Here is a 17,613-nt window from a genome sequence, read left to right as displayed (position 1 = left end):
AGGGTAGATAGTCATCTGGATTTTGAGATACTTTTATCTCGTAAAAAAAATCACAGACTATGACAGCAAAAACTATTTTCAGTACGGCCGCCCTACTTGTCGGCGTTGCCACCTTTGCGCAACAATCCACCTTTGATATCCTGGAAAAGAATTATGAAATTTCCAGAAAAGCAAAAAAAGGCTATCTCGGTGGAGTAGAATCCAGCGGAAATGGAGGTTTTGAAATGGTGTATTTCCTGCCTTCAAGCAAAAGAAAAGTAAAGATTGAAACTTACACTTTCGACAAAGACGCCAATCTTGTCAACACCTTAAAAGACGAATGGGATGTAGAGAAAGTGAAGAAAAAATGGAAATTTTTCAATTTTAAAGGCGACGAATATATCACGACCGCAGCTTCGGTCAGTACCAATTTTACTGGGAAAATGATGTTTAAAAAACGCGAAATCAAAGCGAAATACAACTGGCTTGCCGGAGATTATGTGAAGCGGATAAAACTCCTCGACAAACAAAAACTCACCAGTGAAAACGGCGAAGAATATCTCTTCAGCGGTGCGTATGAAGTAGAACGAGACAGTACGATTTATGCGCTCGCATACCCTTATTCCAAAGGTGCTTCCCTTAATAATCTCGACTTAGTAAAGATCTCAAACACTGGAGAATCCAAAAAAATAGCTTCTATTGCAACGCCTACTCCTTTGAAACCTATTTTCTCCAAACCACTAATGGACGACAACAGCCGAGACGTTTCCAATGACGATTTCCCTAGAGATTGGATTGTAGTTTTAGCGCCAACCAAAGCTTACGGAAAAAGCAATGCCGGAACTCCAAATCAACTGACCTATCTTCGGATTTCTCCGGAAGGCGCGGTAAAGGAACAATTTAATTTCTCTGCACCATCGGCTGGTTTCCGTATTCTTAATGCTTACAACAAAGGTAATGAGGTGATTTTGTATGGTTTAGGAATTAAAAAAGAAGGAAAATATGCAGACGAAATCTTGGGAGCTACAGTGTCGCCATCAAGTATGGATGATGAGGAACAGGCCGCCGCTAAATCTACCGGGGGAATGCTCGGTGGAATTGGAAAAATGGCTAATGTGATCTCCGGGAAAGATGATATGGCGCCTTCACAGCAATCACTGGACAATGCCTTGGACGAAAAAAAATATGACGACTTTATCATTGCAAAAGTATCCGGGGGAAATGTTTCTGTCATTAAAGCGACGCCTATGGCTGAACTGAACCAAAAAGCAGTTGCCGGGCCGGACATGAAAAAAGCATTAGAATTTGATGGAAAAAAATTTGTGACCAATAATTTCCAAATCTTAAAAGATGGTTCGATGATGCTGAGTGTGCAAGATTATAAACCTGAAGGGAAAGGAATTGGACTTCCGGGAGGTAAAATGTTGGGTGCTTTGGCAGGCGTTTCTACCAGCAAAAGCGGCGACAGCTATGACCGAATTTATAAAGGCATGTATCTGCTGCATTTTTCTCCGGACGGGAATTTGATAAGAAACTACACCGTGCAGCTCGATCAGAAAAATAAGAAAGGATTTTTCAATAATTCACCGATGACAGCAGATAATTTCCCTGCTGTAGGATATTTAATTGAAAGCAAAGACGGAAAATCTGTTAACTGGATTATGGAAATTGTGAAAGCTATTGATAAAGACACCAGTTTTAGTTCAATGAGCAATTATTTCACCGGAACCACCACCAATACTACAACCACCACGTATTCACCATTCTACAGTATTGAATATGGTAAGATTGATCTTGCTACCGGAAAATCTTCAGAATTCAGGACATTGGGTGACTTAGAGAAAAAGAAATATTACCTCTACGATAAACATAACCGCATACAGATTGGCGACTATATTTATTTCTTCAGCGAAACTCCAAATGGCGACCGACTTTTGGTTTCCAGAATGGATGTCAACCAATAACAATCTGTGATTCCGTGCCTGTGTAGCTTCGGTTTCCGGGTGCGGTTTTCTTTTAACCAAATTAAAATTTTATATTATGAAAAATCTGTTTTTTTATTTCAGAACCTTGATAGTTTTAGCGGTTCTATTCATTTCCTGTGACAGAAACGAAGATGATGGAACAAACACCGCAACTTCCTCAACTGCAGGATTTACATGGAAAGAAGACTCCGAAACTGGGCCTGAACAGAAATCTTCCTCTGCCTATTTTCAGGGAAGTTCCATTTTCGCACTTAATGCTTCTAATACTACTGTATTCGAAATTAATCTGATGAAAAGTTCCGCGGTAGGAACTTATGTATTCGACGGCGATTACATCAAAGGTACAGCTCTGGTTTACGTTACCAAAAATTTCAACGCCACGGGTGGAACCATCACAATAACTGAAAAAACGGACTCCAAAGTTTCAGGAAAATTCGAAGCTACCGGCACAGGAAACGGAATTACAAAAGTTTACGGAACATTCACAGGTATTCCGGTGAAATAATTTTCTGCCACAATTAATTCCTATCCATCGAAAATATTCCTGCGATAAAGAATTTTATATTTTTTGCTTACTCTAAATAAATTCCTTTTCGATGGATTCAAACAAAAAAATCCAGTTGAGCAGATCAACTGGATTTTCGTTTATCAAAATTTGCAGTAAATATTTTTATGAGGAAATGTTATGCTTAAAAAGCTTCCGAACTTTCCGTTCAACAACACTTTCATTTTTGGACTTCTAGCGATCAACCGAAGTTTATTTATCGGTCAGCTATTGAAACACCTCTAGTAATGTTATTTTTTATAATAATCTCCGGCTAAACTTGCACCACCGCCACAAAAGTAATTTAATGCGAATCTATCGTCAAATTTTGAAGTAAATACTTCAGCTGTTTTATCCTTAAATAAAATCGTCATCGTCCCTTTTAATTCGTTATTGATGGTTTTTAAATCAACATCAATCTGATTATTCACTAACTTTCCTTTGCCTTCAAAAGTACACCCTTTCACAGCACCGGCAAATGAAATTTTTACTGAATAAATACTGTCATTTTCAGATTTCAATTCAAGAATTTGGTTGTATCCTTTGCCACTGGCGTTGGTGTTATACGTACCGTTCAACTCAGCGGGTGTGAATGCTTTTACTTCTTTAAAAATATAATTTTGTGCTAATTTTCCGCTTACTTCTTTTTTATCAGCATCCAATCTAACCAAGGTTTTGTTGGGTTTTACCAGATAATATTCCTTGGGCGAATTTGGGAGGGATACTTCAATAATATCATCATTCTTTGTCCAGGTACCATACTCGTTTTCAGAAGTACCGTCGCTGTCTAAATACGATGTACTTTTAACCGCTTTGTTGTCTTTTTGGAAGGTAATATAGGTTTCGATTCCCATACAATCTGCGCAAGGCAATGTTGCCGTGTAGATTCCTGAAGAAAAATCATTATTCTGCTGTGCCTCTGTTTTTGTCTGCTCTTTATTTGCAGTTTCAACGGTTGATTTACTGTCGCTACAAGAAACAAAAATGGTGGTTAGAGCTGCTACGGTTAAAAATTTAAATGTGTTCATTATTTTTTTTTGATTAATTTAAAATGTTTGATGATCTAATAATTGATACTAAAAGACAGATTTAAGTCTTGAGAAGTATTTAAATAGAAAAATTTCAAGTCCTTATCTTTGATAAAAGCATAAATTTCCATCGAAAACCTGCTGTTATCGTTGCAGGTGATTTCCCATAGTGCAAAAAATAACAAACTTAATTTTTGTCAGCTTAAATACTCGCACAACTTTGTAAAGATCCATTAAACAAGGCTAAAACTGACTTACAAAAAAGAGACCATTCTAGAGGTCTCTTCAATATTTTTATCAATTTTTTAGGATAAAATAGGAATGTAGAAAAGCTCCCAAGCTTCTATACATAGGTAGCGGTGGGATTGCAAGTTAAAGGAAACACTAATTATTGCTCACCGATAATTTCACTTCTATATTATTTCTGGTGGCATTAGAATAAGGGCAAATTTGATGCGCTTTTTCTGTAAGTTCCTGCGCTTCTTCCAGGGAAACGCCCGGGATATTTACCTCGAGTTCCACGTCAAGCCCGAATCCGCCGTTTTCAATTTGGCCTATGCTTACTTTGGCTGTTACGGTGGTTTCACCCGTTTCGGTTTTTGAAAGCATAATGACTCTGTTCAGGGCGCTGTCAAAACATGCGGAATAACCTGCCGCAAAAAGCATTTCCGGGTTTGCGAAATCGTCATTCGCGCCGCCCAGAGCTTTTGGCATTCGTACTGCTAAATCTATAACGCCATTGTCGCTTTTTACCTGGCCGTTTCTGCCACCCTTTGCGGTGACACTGGTAGTGTACATTGGTCTCATAAGTTACTTTTTTAAAGTATTGATTAATTGTGTTAAGGTCTCTTTAAAATTTTCGAGATCTTCAATTTTAACATGGATTTGCGACAGAAGTTTTTGCGGAATGCAGCACGCCTGTTGTCTCAAATTTTTTCCCTGTTCGGTGAGGAACAGAAGCACCATTCTTTCATCGCTCTTGTTTCTGATTCTGTTGATTAAGCCTTTACTTTCCAACCTTTTAAGCACAGGAGTCAAAGTGCCGCTATCCAGAAAAAGTTTTTCACCGATAGCAGATACTGTCAGGCCTTCCTGTTCCCAAAGGACCATCATCACAAGGTATTGTGGGTAGGTTAAATCAAGTTCCTGCAGAATAGGCCTGTACAGTCCCGTAATTTCCTTCGAAAGAACGTAGAGCGGAAAGCAGATCTGTTGATCAAGTTTTAAAGATTCCGATTTTTCCATCATTTGTAGGAAATAACTTTATTTAAAAATAACAAATTCCTCCAGTGGAACTCTTACTTTTTTCATATTGGAAAGCCAATCTCTTTCTTCGTCGCGGTAGCCAAGATAAAGCAAGGTTACACTTTTTAAGCCCATTTCGCGCAGACCTAAAATTTCATCCACCACTTCATTGCTGAAACCTTCGGCAGGGGTGCTGTCAATTTTCAGTTCAGCAGCTTGTGCCATTGCCAATGCAAGAGCAATGTAGGTTTGGCGCGCTGTATGTGCAAAATGCTGATCTGCTGTTTGCGCTCCGTACATTTTTTTCAACTGATCGGTATAGCTCCCGAATCTGCCTCTTGGCAATTCTCTCACATCGGTGTGATAATCATAAACTTTGTCAATTTTTACTTCGGAATAGCTGTCCCAGGCTGCAAAAACTAATACATGAGAACAATCTCTCATTACTTCCGGATTTAAAGCACCTACCACCATTTTTTGCTTTAGTTCCTGGTTCTCTACAGAAATAATTCTGAAGGGTTGAAGTCCGGATGAAGTTGGAGCCAGCCTGGCCGCTTCTAAAATGCGGTTTAAATCTTCCTTTGCAACTTTTTTGGTTGGGTCATACGCCTTTACTGCGTGTCTCCATTGTAGATTTTCTAATAGTGACATTGATATTGTATTATAAATTAGTTAAACATTATTTTAAACTCTTGCAGTGTAAAAATTCTTCTGCAAATGTACCACGAATTTAAATTGCGCACAATATAATTTTGAAAAATTTAAATTAGATAAAATCTATCAGGTAATGGCATTGCTGAATAGTTCTTAACAATTTATATATATATTTGTCAGGTCACAAAATAAATGAGCGTCAATCAAAACCAGTTTCGCAATCGGCTCTGCTTTGGGATACTGGTCAACTCACTCGCGATTTCGTTTGAAACTTTGAGTAGGATTAGAAGTGAGGTTTAAAGTTATAATTAATGATATCAGAAATAAAATTCAGAAAGGCAACGCAGGAGGACGCCGATAGAATCTGGGAAATTCTCCAACAGGCGATCGAAAGACGCAGGCTGGACAACTCCCAACAGTGGCAGAACGGATATCCAAATCCGGAAACCGTACATTCAGATATCGAAAAGCAAGTCGGCTATGTTCTTGTGGAAAATGATAATGTTGTCGCCTACAGTGCCGTGATTTTGAACGATGAACCGGCTTATGAAAATATTGAGGGTAAGTGGCTTTCGGACGGGGATTTCAATGTGGTGCACCGATTAGCAGTCTCTGATGAAGTTGCCGGAAAAGGGTACGCCACGGAGATGTTCCGACGGATTGAAGATCTCTCCCGCCAAAACGGAATTTTCAGCGTAAAAGTGGACACGAATTTTGATAACGCAGCCATGCTTCACCTACTCAAAAAACTAGGCTATACTTATTGCGGCGAGGTTTACCTGGCAGGCGGTGAAAGAAAAGCTTTCGAAAAACTTCTTTAATCATAAAATCTAAAAACTAAATGCTTGAGAATCTCACATTTTACCTGATCCTGGTGATCATCACCGTTTTGCTGGTGATGCTTGCCAAAAAAATAAAAGTTGCCTATCCGGTGTTGCTGGTCTTGGCCGGTCTGGGCATCAGTTTCATTCCCGGCACGCCTACAATTCATCTAGAACCTGAACTGATATTTTTTATATTCCTGCCGCCACTTTTGTATGAAGCTGCCTGGGCGACTTCGTGGAAAGAATTGTGGCGCTGGCGCAGGATTGTGGTCAGTTTTGCTTTCGTGGTGGTGTTTATTACCTCTCTGGTTGTAGCTTTTGTCGCCAATCATTTTATTCCTGGATTTTCGCTGGCCCTGGGTTTTCTTTTGGGTGGAATAGTTTCGCCGCCGGATACCGTAAGTGCTGGGGCGATTTTGAAATTTGTAAAAATTCCGAAACGATATTCTTCGATTCTTGAAGGTGAAAGTTTGCTGAACGATGCTTCATCTTTGATTATTTTCCGCTTTGCAATGATTGCTGTTGCGACAGGACAATTCATCTGGCAGGAAGCTGCCCTTAGTTTCGTGTGGATGTGTATCGGTGGTGCTGGAATCGGAATCCTTATAGGGATTTTCTTTATGAAGATGCACCGTCTGTTGCCAACTGATGCCAATGTCGATATCGTGCTCACGCTCATGGCGCCGTTCTTCATGTATCTGGTAGCGGAAGAGCTGCATGCGTCCGGTGTTCTGGCTGTAGTTTCTGGTGGTTTGTTGCTTTCCAACAGAAGTCATACGTTTCTGGCTACTTCATCGCGTTTAGGGACACTGAATGTCTGGAGCAGTTTGTTTTTTTTGCTGAATGGTATCGTTTTTGTGATGATCGGACTTGACCTTCCACAGATTGTTTCAGGGCTTGAAACAGACTTGTTCACAGCTTTCGGTTATGGCGTTTTGATTACAGTTATTCTGATAATAACAAGAATCGTTGCGGCTTATGGCGCCGTATTCACTACCATGATTATGCGTAATTTCATCACTGTTGCCGACCGACAAAATCCAGGCTGGAAAGGACCTGCTTTAATCGGTTGGACGGGAATGCGCGGCGTGGTTTCACTGGCTGCCGCACTTTCAATTCCGCTGACTTTGCAGGATGGAACACCTTTTCCGCACCGGAACTTGATTTTATTTATCACTTTCGTGGTCATTCTGCTCACTTTGGTGGTTCAGGGTTTGACGCTGCCTTTTCTCATCAGAAAATTCAAAATTCAGGATCCTGATTTTACCCGCTCTGAAAAGGAAATCGATTATGAAATCCGGAACGAACTTGCAAAAATAGGAGTGAAGAGAATTCGGGATACCCATTTTGAAAAACTTGAAAAATTCCCGGCTTTACAGGATCAGTTGCAAGCCTGGGAAAACCGTGTGAACAGTTCGGAAGTTATTCTGAATTTTCCGGAATACCGTGAAATTTACCTGGATATCATCAACCAGCAGCGCGAATGGCTGATATCCAAAAACCGTGAGGAAATTCTGCTGGATGAAGAAATTATACGCAAACATTTAAAAATGCTCGATTTACAGGAAGAAAAACTGGGAATGCATTTTTAAAACAATGCACTTTGTTGACGAGGAGAGTTATTCTTTTGTGCTAAAGGATATTACACTTGAATTTTTTTAAAGGCGGTTTTGTCAATCGATTATTAGGCATGTCACTAAAAATATCCGAAATACTCATCCATTTATAATTTTTGACTTCATGTAAGTTTGGTTTTGGTTTTTCATCAGAATATCCTTTAAAAATGCGATCAAACCTGTGTTCAATTAAATTGTTTTCCACTTTTTCTTTATAAATGAAAGAATAAACCCATTCCAAATTACAATCTATTCCCATTTCCAGTTGCAGTCTTTTCTTTGCACTCTCCAAAACCTTTTCCTTCATTGTGGATGCGAACATCAGGTATTTGTCCATAATCCTGCTCCGTCATGTTCTTAAGCAACCAACTTTTCCATTTCTCCGATAGGTTGATCTTATTCATTGACAAGCAGAACATTGTTTGTTTCAATCATATTTTTTTTACGGTTTTGCATATTTTAACCGGTTAATCAATTGTGTGGTGTGATAGCCATCTAGCGAAGACCCCACTACAGTTCCGGCCTTTTCTATATCAAGCACACCATCTTCTTGCAACACATCATCTGGAAAATACACATCTAAGATTTCGCCTATAATTAAAAGCGTGTCGTTAGTTTTTATCGGTAATAGCTCTTTTAGTTCCAAACCCATTTGTATAGACGACTCTTCAACGAAAGGTGCACTAAAATTATTCTTATAAATTGGAGTAAGACCAGTTTCGTCAAATTCAGATTGGTGGCGAGCGTAGCGTGCGGACGTTTGATGGGCTTTCTTGAAAATATTTTGATTAACATGATTAATACTGTAATAATTCGTTTCCAGAATATTTTCCAGCGTATGTCTTTCTACCGAATTAGGGCGAGATATAAATCCCATTAATGGCGGATTTGCACCAATATGAGAAACCGAGTTAAAAATTGATAAATTGGTTTGCCCTGAATTGCTTTTCGTTCCAATCAAATTAAGGCTTTTAAATCCACTTAATGAATTGACAAAAGCAGTTCTTATTAATTTTTCCATTTGAGCTATTTGCCCATTAGTATAATGCATCATAATTATAATCTATTTTCATTTTACTGCTTCAGCATAAATTTTTAAAGCTCTATCTCTGGCAAAACGATGTTCTACGATCGGTTTTGGATATTTTTCAGTTCCAAATTCGGGTAACCATTTTTTGATGTATTCAAAATTTTTGTCGAATTTTTCGGTTTGCAATGCAGGATTAAACACCCTGAAATAAGGTGCAGCATCGCAACCACAACCTGCTGCCCATTGCCAGTTTCCATTGTTGGCAGACAAATCGTAATCATTCAACTTTTCAGCGAAATACGCTTCGCCCCAACGCCAATCTATCAGCAAATGTTTACACAAAAAACTGGCAACAATCATCCGAACCCGATTATGCATATAACCTGTTTGGTTGAGTTGTCTCATTCCGGCATCTACAATCGGATAACCTGTTTTTCCATTACACCACAACTTAAATTCCTGCTCGTCATTTCGCCATTCAATAAAATCGTATTTTGCTTTAAATGAATGATGAACCACCTTTGGGAAATGATACAAAATCTGCATAAAAAACTCCCTCCAAATTAATTCGCCTAACCAAGTTTGATTGTGCTGCAAAGCAAAATCCACACATTTACGAATGCTGATCGTTCCAAATCTTAACGCAATCCCTAGTTGAGTTGTTTTTTGAAGTGCCGGAAAATCTCTGTATTTATCATATTCATCAATGATTTTCGCTTCTAAAGTTGGTGTTTCAAAATGAAATTCTGTTTTCTTAAATCCAATTTCAGTTAAAGAATGAATTTCGGTGAAATCTTGTTTCAAAAAGTGATTAAAATTTGCTTTGTGAATGTGATAATCTTTTTCGGTTAAAATCTCTTTCCATTTTTTAGCATAAGGCGTATAAACCGTATAAGGAGTTCCGTCATTTTTTACAATCTCATTTTTATCAAAAATTACTTGGTCTTTGAATGCTTTAAAAGGAATGTTTTGGAGTTTGAAAAAGTTGTAAATTTCAGTGTCTCTTTCGATGGCTTGTGGTTCATAATCTCGGTTGCAAAACACCGCTTGAATGTCATACTCTTGGGAAAGTTGTTGAAATGTTTCTAAAGGATTTCCATAAAAAGAACTCAGTTTTGAACGATGATTTTTTAATGCTAAATTGATTGCTGAAAGTGCCTGATGAATATAATCTACTCGTTTATCGCTTTTATTTTCTAACGCATTTAAAATAGCTGTATCAAAAATAAAGATCGGCAATAGCGGAAATCCCGAAGCCAAAGCCTGACACAATCCAGCATTATCTTCCAATCGCAAATCCCTGCGAAACCAGAATATGGAAACTTTAGTTTTCATTACTTAAATTGAACTGGTTAATAAATTTCGATAAGGTTTTAACTTGTTTTTCTTCTGATTTTTGTGTCTTAATTTCTTCAATTATTCTTTTTTTTTCGTCCTCACTCAAACTTTCAAAAACCTCTAGAACACCTGAATGGGAAAAAGTTTCTAAAATTTCATCCTCAGTAAATTGTTGATTTGAAGTCAACAAATAGAGTGTTATTTTTACTTTGTCGCCACCGGTTTTATTTATTGCTTTTCTGATTTTTTCGTTGATGGAAATCAACTTATCTTGTCCTGAAATGGTAAATAGATTGATTTTTTCAATAGGATAATTGTCAATAGTGCCAGAAGCTTTCAACGAACCCCATTTTCCTACAATGTGCTTTGTATTAGGTATTTGAACATGGTATGTCCACGCACCTTTTCCAGGTTCATACTTCAATTCAAGCTGTTCATCTTTTACTAAATAGTTCATTTTTTACTGTTGATTTTTAAAACAGATTATTTTATTTTGAAATACAGAACAACGTATTATCTATGTTTATTTTGCTTTTGATAATTTTTTGAAAAAATAAAGCACTAATAAAAATTGAGAGTATCCATAAACTGCATCTTCAATAGGAATGGTAAACATTCGTATTCCCAAAAAATCTTTTGGATTATAATTAACAATCGGATTTTCAATAAAACTACCAGTTAATACGCCATTAACCGGAAAAAAACCAAGCATAAGAAGCGTAAAAACTAAAGATGCTTTAGTAAGCCAATCTACTTTAGCAATAAAATGCAAATAGATTAATGTAAGTATCGTAACTATTGTTGTAATGAGGGTGTAAATTTTGTCTGTATGCAATAAGCCGACAACCGATAAAATAATAATGCTTACAAAAACCAATAAATTATTAAAAGCACTTAAGGCTTCCCATTTGTAGTATTTATCAATGGTGTAATAGGTAAAAATGCACGAGAAAGGAATACAAATAAAGAATAAAATTTCTTCCAAAGGCAAACCAAAAAAAGAAATTCCAAGGGTGTAAGCTGTATTAAACCACCATACTCCATGAGCCGTAAACCATATATCCCAAGCGATAAAAGGAATAGCTACTAAAATGGCAGCTTTTAGGAATGAACCAAATTGAAGATTGAATTGAATTCTTTTGTCAAAAGATGCGATAAAGCAAATGATGATCGTGAAAAACAATATGAGTGCGTAAGTATAAGCCATCATGATTTAACCGATTTAAAATACATTCTAAAATACTTCAACGGCACATATAAAAACCCAAAACATTCGCCTTCTTCTTTTCCTAAATGTTTGTGATGTTGCTTGTGTGCTCTGCGAAGTGCTAAAAAATAAGCGTTTTTAGTGTGTGTGAAAAACTTTATCCGTTGATGAATAAAAATATCATGTACAAAAAAATAAGCCATGCCGTAGAGCATGATTCCCAAGCCGATAAAAAACAAATAATTGAAATTTTCTAATGACCCGAAATACATCAACGCAATAGTGGGGATTGCGAAAATCACAAAAAACCAATCGTTTTTTTCTAGTTCACCTTTATTACTATGGTCGTGGTGATCTCGGTGTAAAACCCATAAAAATCCGTGCATAATATACTTGTGAATAAGCCAAGTAGCCCCTTCCATCAGTATAAAAACAAGTATAACAATTACTATTTTCATTTTAATTTTTGTTGAAGAGGTTTTCTAAAACATGAACTTCATGACCCGCTTTTGCCGCATAAGCAGCAGCTGACAATCCGGAAAACACTGACCCTATTATGGCAATCTTGTTTTTCATTTTTTGAAATTTTTAAATGCTTCTTCCAATAAATTCTCCGTATCAATATTTCTATCATAAATCTGTTGATGAAAATCATCGAGTTTATTGAGTAAGCGTATTAATTCCATTTTTTCATTTTGTTATAAATTTCCGGTAACGATGGAAGTAGCTTGTCGTATTTTTTAACTCATTTTAGAATACAAATATAATATGTATTTTTAAACAAAGTAAACAATTAGACTATTATTTAACGAATTAGTTTAATTTTATACCATTCAATTGGTTTGTCGTGCGAAGAATATACTTTTAGGATTGTGGAATAATCTTAATGTTATTCTCAATTATTTTAAAGAGCATTAAGAAAAATTCTTAAAAAAAATAAGATTAGTAGGCGGATTTTTAGCTGGTCGGATGAATTATTTTGTGATGAACAAATTCTAATGGGAGAAAACATTATAAAATTGGTTGATTTTCGATAATTAACATTAACGTTATTTAACATCTCTTGTATTTTTAGTTTGATAAAGAAAACTTATTTTTGTTATAAAGAGTTGAAGAACACTCTTAATAACATAAAAATTTTAAATCATGGAAAAGTTTGCAATATTAGCTCGAGTAGAAGCAAAACCGGGTAAAGAAAATGACGTATTGGAATTCCTAAAGTCAGCTCTACCGCTTGCGGAAGGTGAGCCAGGAACCGTAAGATGGTATGCTTTACAAATCGGCCCTTCTACTTTTGGTATATTCGATACGTTCGGGACTACAGATGCAAGAGATGCTCACTTGAATGGTGAGATTGCAAAGGCATTAATGGCCAATGCTTCTGAATTACTTGCTAAAGAACCTGTACTTGAAATGGTAGATCTACTTGCAGTAAAGTAAGCAACCGAACACAAATTTTTAATACAGTTAAATGGAGCCAGAAATTTCCCCAGCTCCATTTTTTTTATATCATTTTGTGAAAGGTTAAACCTTTGAAATGTAAACAGAATCTATCTTATTTGTTCAAAGAAAATTTCAATTTAGCGCAAAAAAAAGAGACTAAAAACAGTCTCTTTTGTATTCTTAATTATTGAAGTTTTTTAAGTTCTTCTAAAACAGCTTCGCCAACTGCATGAGCAGATTGAGGATTTTGTCCTGTAACAACTCTTTCATCTACGGTAACGTGAGTTTGCCATAAACCAGATTTTTCAAACTTGGCTCCGCGTTCTATTAATTTAGATTCTAATCTAAATGGAACCACGTCATCTAATTTCACAGCAGCTTCTTCTTCGTTGGTGAAAGCATTGATTTTTTTGCCATCTACCAAGTATTTTCCATTGCTGAGTTTAATATTCACCAATCCGGCAGGACCGTGACAAACCGCACTTACGATTCCATTTTTTTCGTAGATTTTTTGTGCGATTACTGCCAATTCTTCATTATCTGCAAAATCCCACATCGTACCGTGACCTCCAGCATAAAGAATGCCCACATATTCATCAGGATTTACTTCTGAAGGCGTCATGGTGTTCTGAATTTTATTTTGATAATATTCATCTGCCAAAAATCTTTCATTAACCTTATCATCTGGAGTATTTCCATAATAAGGCGGGTTTCCACCTTTTGGACTCACGAAATCTATTTCGTAACCAGCATCTACTAATACAGCCCAAGGATGCGTCACTTCACCTAAATAATAACCGGTAGATTCACCAGTGTTTCCTAATTTGTCGTGGCTCGTAACCACGAATAATACTTTTTTGCTCATTTTGTTAGATTTTATTGTTTGTGCATTGATCATATTAATCCCTAAAAAAAGAATACAACCCGTTAAGAAAATAATTTTGGATAAAAACTTGTTGTGATTCATTTTACTATTGATTTTTTAATGATTTGATAGTGCAAAGGTAAGTGCAGCTCCCCACAAACAACAGGACCTACCTCACAACTTTTTTGTGACCTACATCACATTACACCGAAAGCCGACTTAAGGTTTCTCTGGAAACACCTAAATATGAAGCGATTAATGTTTTGGGCAATCGTTGTAAAAGTGTGGGATATTGAGAAATAAATTGTTCGTAGCGTTCTTTGGCATTGCTATTCAGCAGAGACAAAATCCTTCTTTGGAGCGCGATATAACCATTATTAGACTTTTTCCTGAAAAAATGTTCTATTTTATGCATATCTGCACAGAGTTTCTCTCGGTTATAGAGAGACAAAGTAAGTACTTCGGTAGATTCTAATGCATCAATGGTAAAAGTAGCTTCCGTTTGATTAAAATACGCTTGATAATCGGTAATCCACCAATCTTCCATTGCAAATTGCATAATGTGCTCTTTCCCTTCTTTATTCAGGTAAGAAGCTTTTAACAAACCTTTGATCACAAAATAATCATTTTTTACGGTATCTCCTTCTTGAATTAAAATCTGATGCTTTTTAAATTTTTTCAAGGTAAAATGAGACAGGATGTACTCGAACTCCTGGTCAGTTAATGGCGTAATTTTCTCAATTTGACGTCTTAAAATCTCACTCATATTTTTATCATTCTAAATTGCAAACAAAAGAATTGTTGACTCCAAATGTAATCTATTGAAACCAAAAAATCCATCGCTCTTGATGGATTTTTTAAATATGGTAGATGGAATTCTTATGGATTGGTGGAGAAAACAAAAGCTATAGAAAGATATCTTGGTCGGACCTATTTTTGTGTTTGTGGATTGTAAAAATCAATTGATAAAAGAAATCCGAAAAAACAGTTTGTTATTGTAATGAAACAACAAATCAATATCGCAAAAAAGTTTTCAGGATCTGAAGGATTTCTATGACACATGCAAATTAAAATTATACACGGATTCGTTTTTTATTAAAGCATATATTCTGTGTATAATTTTGTTTCTAATTGCGTTGAGTATAGACATTTTATTTTTTACTTCCGCAACTTTTCTTTGAAAGTAAATTGCAAGGAAGTATTTTAATCTTATCGAGCTGAGCGCCGCCAAATGCAATACTTTTTTCAGCACTTTATCCACAATTGTAGAAACCCTCGGTTTTCGATAAATAGAACTACCTGAACTGTATTCAAATGGTGCAACTCCTGCGTAAAAAGCCATTTTTCGGGCAGATTGTATATCTGAAAATCCTTTGGTTTTTATAATCATTAATGTTGCTAAAACCTTTCCTACGCCTGGAATACTTTGTATGCGCTCGTACTGTGATTTCAATTGTTCATTGGAATTTATGAGTTCTAAAATTTTGTTTTCAATACCCTTAATTTGCTTGTCTAAAGTCACAATCAATTGCTTGTTTAGCTTTGTAACGTCTTTATAGGCAATGTTTTTTAATTTTTCTGCATCTTTATGCTGATTTCGCAAGCCTGCGCATATTTTCACTTGATGTCTGCGTTCGGCATTTAACAGGCTTAGCTTCTGGATTTCGATTGAACTGGCATTCCAAAGTTCAAGATCCATGAAGTTTCTTTCAATAAAAGTGCAAATCCTCTGGCTATCTATACTATCATTTTTGCCTCTAACCAAGCCAAAACTTCTTTTCAAGTGTAGTGCATTCATCACATAAACAGACACTTTTGTTGATTCTAAAACTTCATACAAAGCAAAGTTATAACGCCCCGTATTTTCCATCGCAATAACCGTGCTGCCCTCATCCTGAAACGATTTAAGAAACTTTTTAATCTCTTTAACATTGTTTTTAACTTGATAATGCTTTTCCGTTTTGTTAAATTTTACAAATAAATCCAATGTAAATTTGCTAACATCTACTCCAATAAAAACTTTTTCCATAACTTTGATTTTAAGATTTTAAAGAGAAACTTATTAAGAGCTCAACTCCTTTATAATGGGTTTTAAACCCGAATTTCTATCTGAGTTTATGATAAGAAGTGTTTAAGTCTAAATCGAATTATGAGCCAAAACTCTGAGTAAATATTAGTTTACTTAAACACTTTTCTCTTTATCTTAAAGTTATCTCTTTTCTTGTCACAAATCTAAAGGAGTTCAATAAACACATTTATAAATGTTATGAAAAAAATCTGCATGATGTTGTTGTTGAAAAAACCGGTAATAAAATGTGGGAAAATCGACTGGAAAAAGCGAATGAAATTTTCCCAAATTTTATTCCGACATTAAAAACAAAAATTCCTATTTTTAAATCGTAAAACAAATCCTAAATATTAACCACAAACAGTCAACCTATTTTAGGACATGACACAAACACTCTGTTAAAACAATTTATCCCACGAAAATGAGTTCTAATTTATACATGCTAAACATGCAAAAAATTTTATTTATTGCGAAAAATTTGCATGCAAAAGGCTATCAAAATCTAAAAGTAATACCTTCTTTATCATCTTCAGGAGTTTACTGGAGATGTAGTTTTACTTCTTCAGAAAAAAATCAAGATTTTGATATTATCGTATCAAATTGGTTACAAAACAAATTTGATGTATCTATTGAAAAAATACAATTAGATCTTAGTGAATTAACAGAGGTTTTCATAAAGGAAAATAAAGAATTTTTAACAACATGTCTAGGAAAAAATGAAGAATATGTACAATGGTTTAAAAATATGCTAGAAATTTTACAAGATGAAGAATTACCATATGCTTTTGCTGATTATTTTGGACCAACAATATATTGGAAAACTTCTTTGGGAAAAAAACTGTATTTAAGTCAACAAGAAGCAGTCAGATAATCAAGTAATTCCAATGAAAATTTTGAAAATTACGAAATTGAAAAAATAATAAAATCATTTTATCAAGATAACGGATATGATGAATATTTCAAAAATGACCTTATTTACCTTCAAACCTCATTCGATGAAATAAAAAATATTTGGTTAGAAAATCTTGAAAAAATAGAAAAAATAAATTACATAATGATTGCGGAAGCTCCACTTTGGGGCAAAAATAAAAAGTACATCTACAATCCAAAAACTAACCTATCTCAATTCTTCTATAAAAGTGACTTGGAGGAAGTTTTAAGAATATCAATAAAAGATAAAGAAGATTTTATAAAAACTTGTAATTCGATTGGTTTATTAATAATTGACATTTCACCTTATGCACTAAATGAAAAAGACACAAAATTAAATTATAGAACTTTAGGTAAAAAGAACTACAAAAAAATTGTAGAATCCACCTTACCATTTTATTTTAATAAAAAAATTCAGTTAATTAAATCTAAGTTATCTGATGATACGGAAGTCTTTTTTAGATATAAACGTGTAAAACAAAATTTTGAAGACTTAATAGGTAAGACACTATTAGAAAATAAAATAATAGATTCTTTGGAAAAAATTGGAGATATTTCACAAACTGGAGGTGGTATAAATAAATCTAAATTAAAGGAAATTATCTCAAAAAAGTACTACAGCTAACATTATATTGACAAAATGCGGGGTTAAATATAAAATAGAAAAAGCAGAAATATTTATCCGCCGCTGCTTTTCATATTGTTTTTTTTCATAATTTAGACAATCTGAAAAAGCATCGGCTCCATTTGGTCTGAACTTGAACATTCGTTCAAATTAAGCCCGCACTTCGCCAATACTTTTTCCGTTATGCGACATTTTACCGCCGTTTCAGAAATCTAGTGCAACAAATGTTAAA

21 protein-coding genes are annotated in these 17,613 nt (G+C 35.3%); 7 read left to right on the top strand and 14 right to left on the bottom strand.

Annotated features, from left to right (window positions below; all coding sequences use genetic code 11):
• The first annotated feature begins 224 nt into the window (after positions 1-224).
• Together AC23MB_RS09420 and AC23MB_RS09415 are read left to right on the top strand one after the other, a co-directional pair.
• Positions 225-1,943, top strand: coding sequence for a hypothetical protein (locus AC23MB_RS09420; RefSeq protein ID WP_487787100.1), 1,719 nt, complete (start codon positions 225-227; stop codon positions 1,941-1,943).
• Positions 1,944-2,019: 76 nt separating this feature from the next.
• Positions 2,020-2,469, top strand: coding sequence for a hypothetical protein (locus tag AC23MB_RS09415; protein WP_487787099.1), 450 nt, complete (start codon positions 2,020-2,022; stop codon positions 2,467-2,469).
• 290 nt (positions 2,470-2,759) lie between these two features.
• Here AC23MB_RS09415 and AC23MB_RS09410 read toward each other — a convergent pair whose 3' ends face one another.
• The 4 genes from AC23MB_RS09410 to AC23MB_RS09395 all read right to left on the bottom strand — a co-directional run bounded on the left by AC23MB_RS09410 (position 2,760) and on the right by AC23MB_RS09395 (position 5,432).
• Positions 2,760-3,536: a copper resistance protein NlpE gene (locus tag AC23MB_RS09410; protein WP_487787098.1), complete on the bottom strand. Its 777-nt coding sequence runs from the start codon at positions 3,534-3,536 to the stop codon at positions 2,760-2,762.
• Between the two features lie 384 nt (positions 3,537-3,920).
• Complete coding sequence (locus AC23MB_RS09405) at positions 3,921-4,343, bottom strand: organic hydroperoxide resistance protein (RefSeq protein ID WP_487787097.1); 423 nt, start codon at positions 4,341-4,343, stop codon at positions 3,921-3,923.
• A gap of 3 nt (positions 4,344-4,346) precedes the next feature.
• Positions 4,347-4,784, bottom strand: coding sequence for a MarR family winged helix-turn-helix transcriptional regulator (locus AC23MB_RS09400; protein WP_487787096.1), 438 nt, complete (start codon positions 4,782-4,784; stop codon positions 4,347-4,349).
• Positions 4,785-4,799: 15 nt separating this feature from the next.
• Positions 4,800-5,432 carry a nitroreductase family protein gene (locus AC23MB_RS09395; protein WP_487787095.1) on the bottom strand — a complete coding sequence of 211 codons (633 nt, stop codon included), beginning with the start codon at positions 5,430-5,432 and terminating at the stop codon, positions 4,800-4,802.
• A gap of 314 nt (positions 5,433-5,746) precedes the next feature.
• On the opposite strand from AC23MB_RS09395, the gene AC23MB_RS09390 reads away from it, so the two are divergent.
• Positions 5,747-6,256 (top strand): N-acetyltransferase family protein, encoded by a 510-nt coding sequence (locus tag AC23MB_RS09390; protein ID WP_487787094.1) that lies wholly within the window; start codon positions 5,747-5,749, stop codon positions 6,254-6,256.
• A 20-nt stretch (positions 6,257-6,276) separates the two neighbouring features.
• A complete protein-coding gene (locus AC23MB_RS09385; RefSeq protein WP_487787093.1) occupies positions 6,277-7,851 on the top strand; it encodes a Na+/H+ antiporter in 1,575 nt (524 codons plus the stop codon).
• Between the two features lie 266 nt (positions 7,852-8,117).
• Here AC23MB_RS09385 and AC23MB_RS09380 read toward each other — a convergent pair whose 3' ends face one another.
• The 7 genes from AC23MB_RS09380 to AC23MB_RS09350 all read right to left on the bottom strand — a co-directional run bounded on the left by AC23MB_RS09380 (position 8,118) and on the right by AC23MB_RS09350 (position 12,026).
• Entirely contained in the window at positions 8,118-8,279 is a 162-nt protein-coding gene (locus tag AC23MB_RS09380; RefSeq protein ID WP_487787092.1) for a hypothetical protein, read from the bottom strand.
• A 38-nt stretch (positions 8,280-8,317) separates the two neighbouring features.
• Positions 8,318-8,896 carry a flavin reductase family protein gene (locus tag AC23MB_RS09375; protein ID WP_487787091.1) on the bottom strand — a complete coding sequence of 193 codons (579 nt, stop codon included), beginning with the start codon at positions 8,894-8,896 and terminating at the stop codon, positions 8,318-8,320.
• Between the two features lie 48 nt (positions 8,897-8,944).
• The gene (locus AC23MB_RS09370) at positions 8,945-10,240 is read right to left on the bottom strand and encodes a cryptochrome/photolyase family protein (RefSeq protein ID WP_487787090.1); all 1,296 of its coding nucleotides are present in this window, start codon (positions 10,238-10,240) and stop codon (positions 8,945-8,947) included.
• Positions 10,230-10,700, bottom strand: a complete 471-nt coding sequence (locus AC23MB_RS09365; protein WP_487787089.1) for a DUF1905 domain-containing protein — start codon at positions 10,698-10,700, stop codon at positions 10,230-10,232. Before AC23MB_RS09365 ends, AC23MB_RS09370 begins: the two co-directional genes overlap by 11 nt.
• Before the next feature lie 66 nt (positions 10,701-10,766).
• Positions 10,767-11,453, bottom strand: a complete 687-nt coding sequence (locus AC23MB_RS09360) for a lycopene cyclase domain-containing protein (RefSeq protein WP_487787088.1) — start codon at positions 11,451-11,453, stop codon at positions 10,767-10,769.
• The gene (locus AC23MB_RS09355; RefSeq protein ID WP_409506955.1) at positions 11,450-11,908 is read right to left on the bottom strand and encodes a beta-carotene hydroxylase; all 459 of its coding nucleotides are present in this window, start codon (positions 11,906-11,908) and stop codon (positions 11,450-11,452) included. The genes AC23MB_RS09360 and AC23MB_RS09355 overlap by 4 nt, the downstream gene beginning before the upstream one ends.
• A gap of 1 nt (position 11,909) precedes the next feature.
• Positions 11,910-12,026 (bottom strand): NAD(P)-binding protein, encoded by a 117-nt coding sequence (locus AC23MB_RS09350; RefSeq protein WP_312323568.1) that lies wholly within the window; start codon positions 12,024-12,026, stop codon positions 11,910-11,912.
• 570 nt (positions 12,027-12,596) lie between these two features.
• Here AC23MB_RS09350 and AC23MB_RS09345 point away from each other — a divergent pair.
• Positions 12,597-12,890 (top strand): putative quinol monooxygenase, encoded by a 294-nt coding sequence (locus AC23MB_RS09345; protein WP_088468742.1) that lies wholly within the window; start codon positions 12,597-12,599, stop codon positions 12,888-12,890.
• 187 nt (positions 12,891-13,077) lie between these two features.
• Here the strand turns inward: AC23MB_RS09345 and AC23MB_RS09340 are convergent, their stop codons facing one another.
• The 3 genes from AC23MB_RS09340 to AC23MB_RS09330 form a co-directional block, all read right to left on the bottom strand.
• On the bottom strand, positions 13,078-13,860 hold the full coding sequence (locus AC23MB_RS09340; protein WP_487787087.1) for a type 1 glutamine amidotransferase domain-containing protein: 783 nt from the start codon (positions 13,858-13,860) through the stop codon (positions 13,078-13,080).
• Positions 13,861-13,960: 100 nt separating this feature from the next.
• Positions 13,961-14,524, bottom strand: coding sequence for a Crp/Fnr family transcriptional regulator (locus AC23MB_RS09335; RefSeq protein WP_487787086.1), 564 nt, complete (start codon positions 14,522-14,524; stop codon positions 13,961-13,963).
• Between the two features lie 285 nt (positions 14,525-14,809).
• On the bottom strand, positions 14,810-15,787 hold the full coding sequence (locus AC23MB_RS09330) for an IS110 family RNA-guided transposase (RefSeq protein WP_487787085.1): 978 nt from the start codon (positions 15,785-15,787) through the stop codon (positions 14,810-14,812).
• Positions 15,788-16,274: 487 nt separating this feature from the next.
• Here AC23MB_RS09330 and AC23MB_RS09325 point away from each other — a divergent pair, with 487 nt between their 5' ends.
• Together AC23MB_RS09325 and AC23MB_RS09320 are read left to right on the top strand one after the other, a co-directional pair.
• Positions 16,275-16,697: a hypothetical protein gene (locus AC23MB_RS09325; RefSeq protein WP_487787084.1), complete on the top strand. Its 423-nt coding sequence runs from the start codon at positions 16,275-16,277 to the stop codon at positions 16,695-16,697.
• A gap of 183 nt (positions 16,698-16,880) precedes the next feature.
• Positions 16,881-17,381, top strand: coding sequence for a hypothetical protein (locus tag AC23MB_RS09320; RefSeq protein WP_487787083.1), 501 nt, complete (start codon positions 16,881-16,883; stop codon positions 17,379-17,381).
• Positions 17,382-17,613 lie beyond the last annotated feature (232 nt).

The organism is Soonwooa sp. T0.1_25 (genome assembly GCF_057652215.1).
The sequence above is the reverse complement of the archived record's forward strand: the minus strand, read 5'-3'. Positions and strand labels throughout refer to the sequence as shown.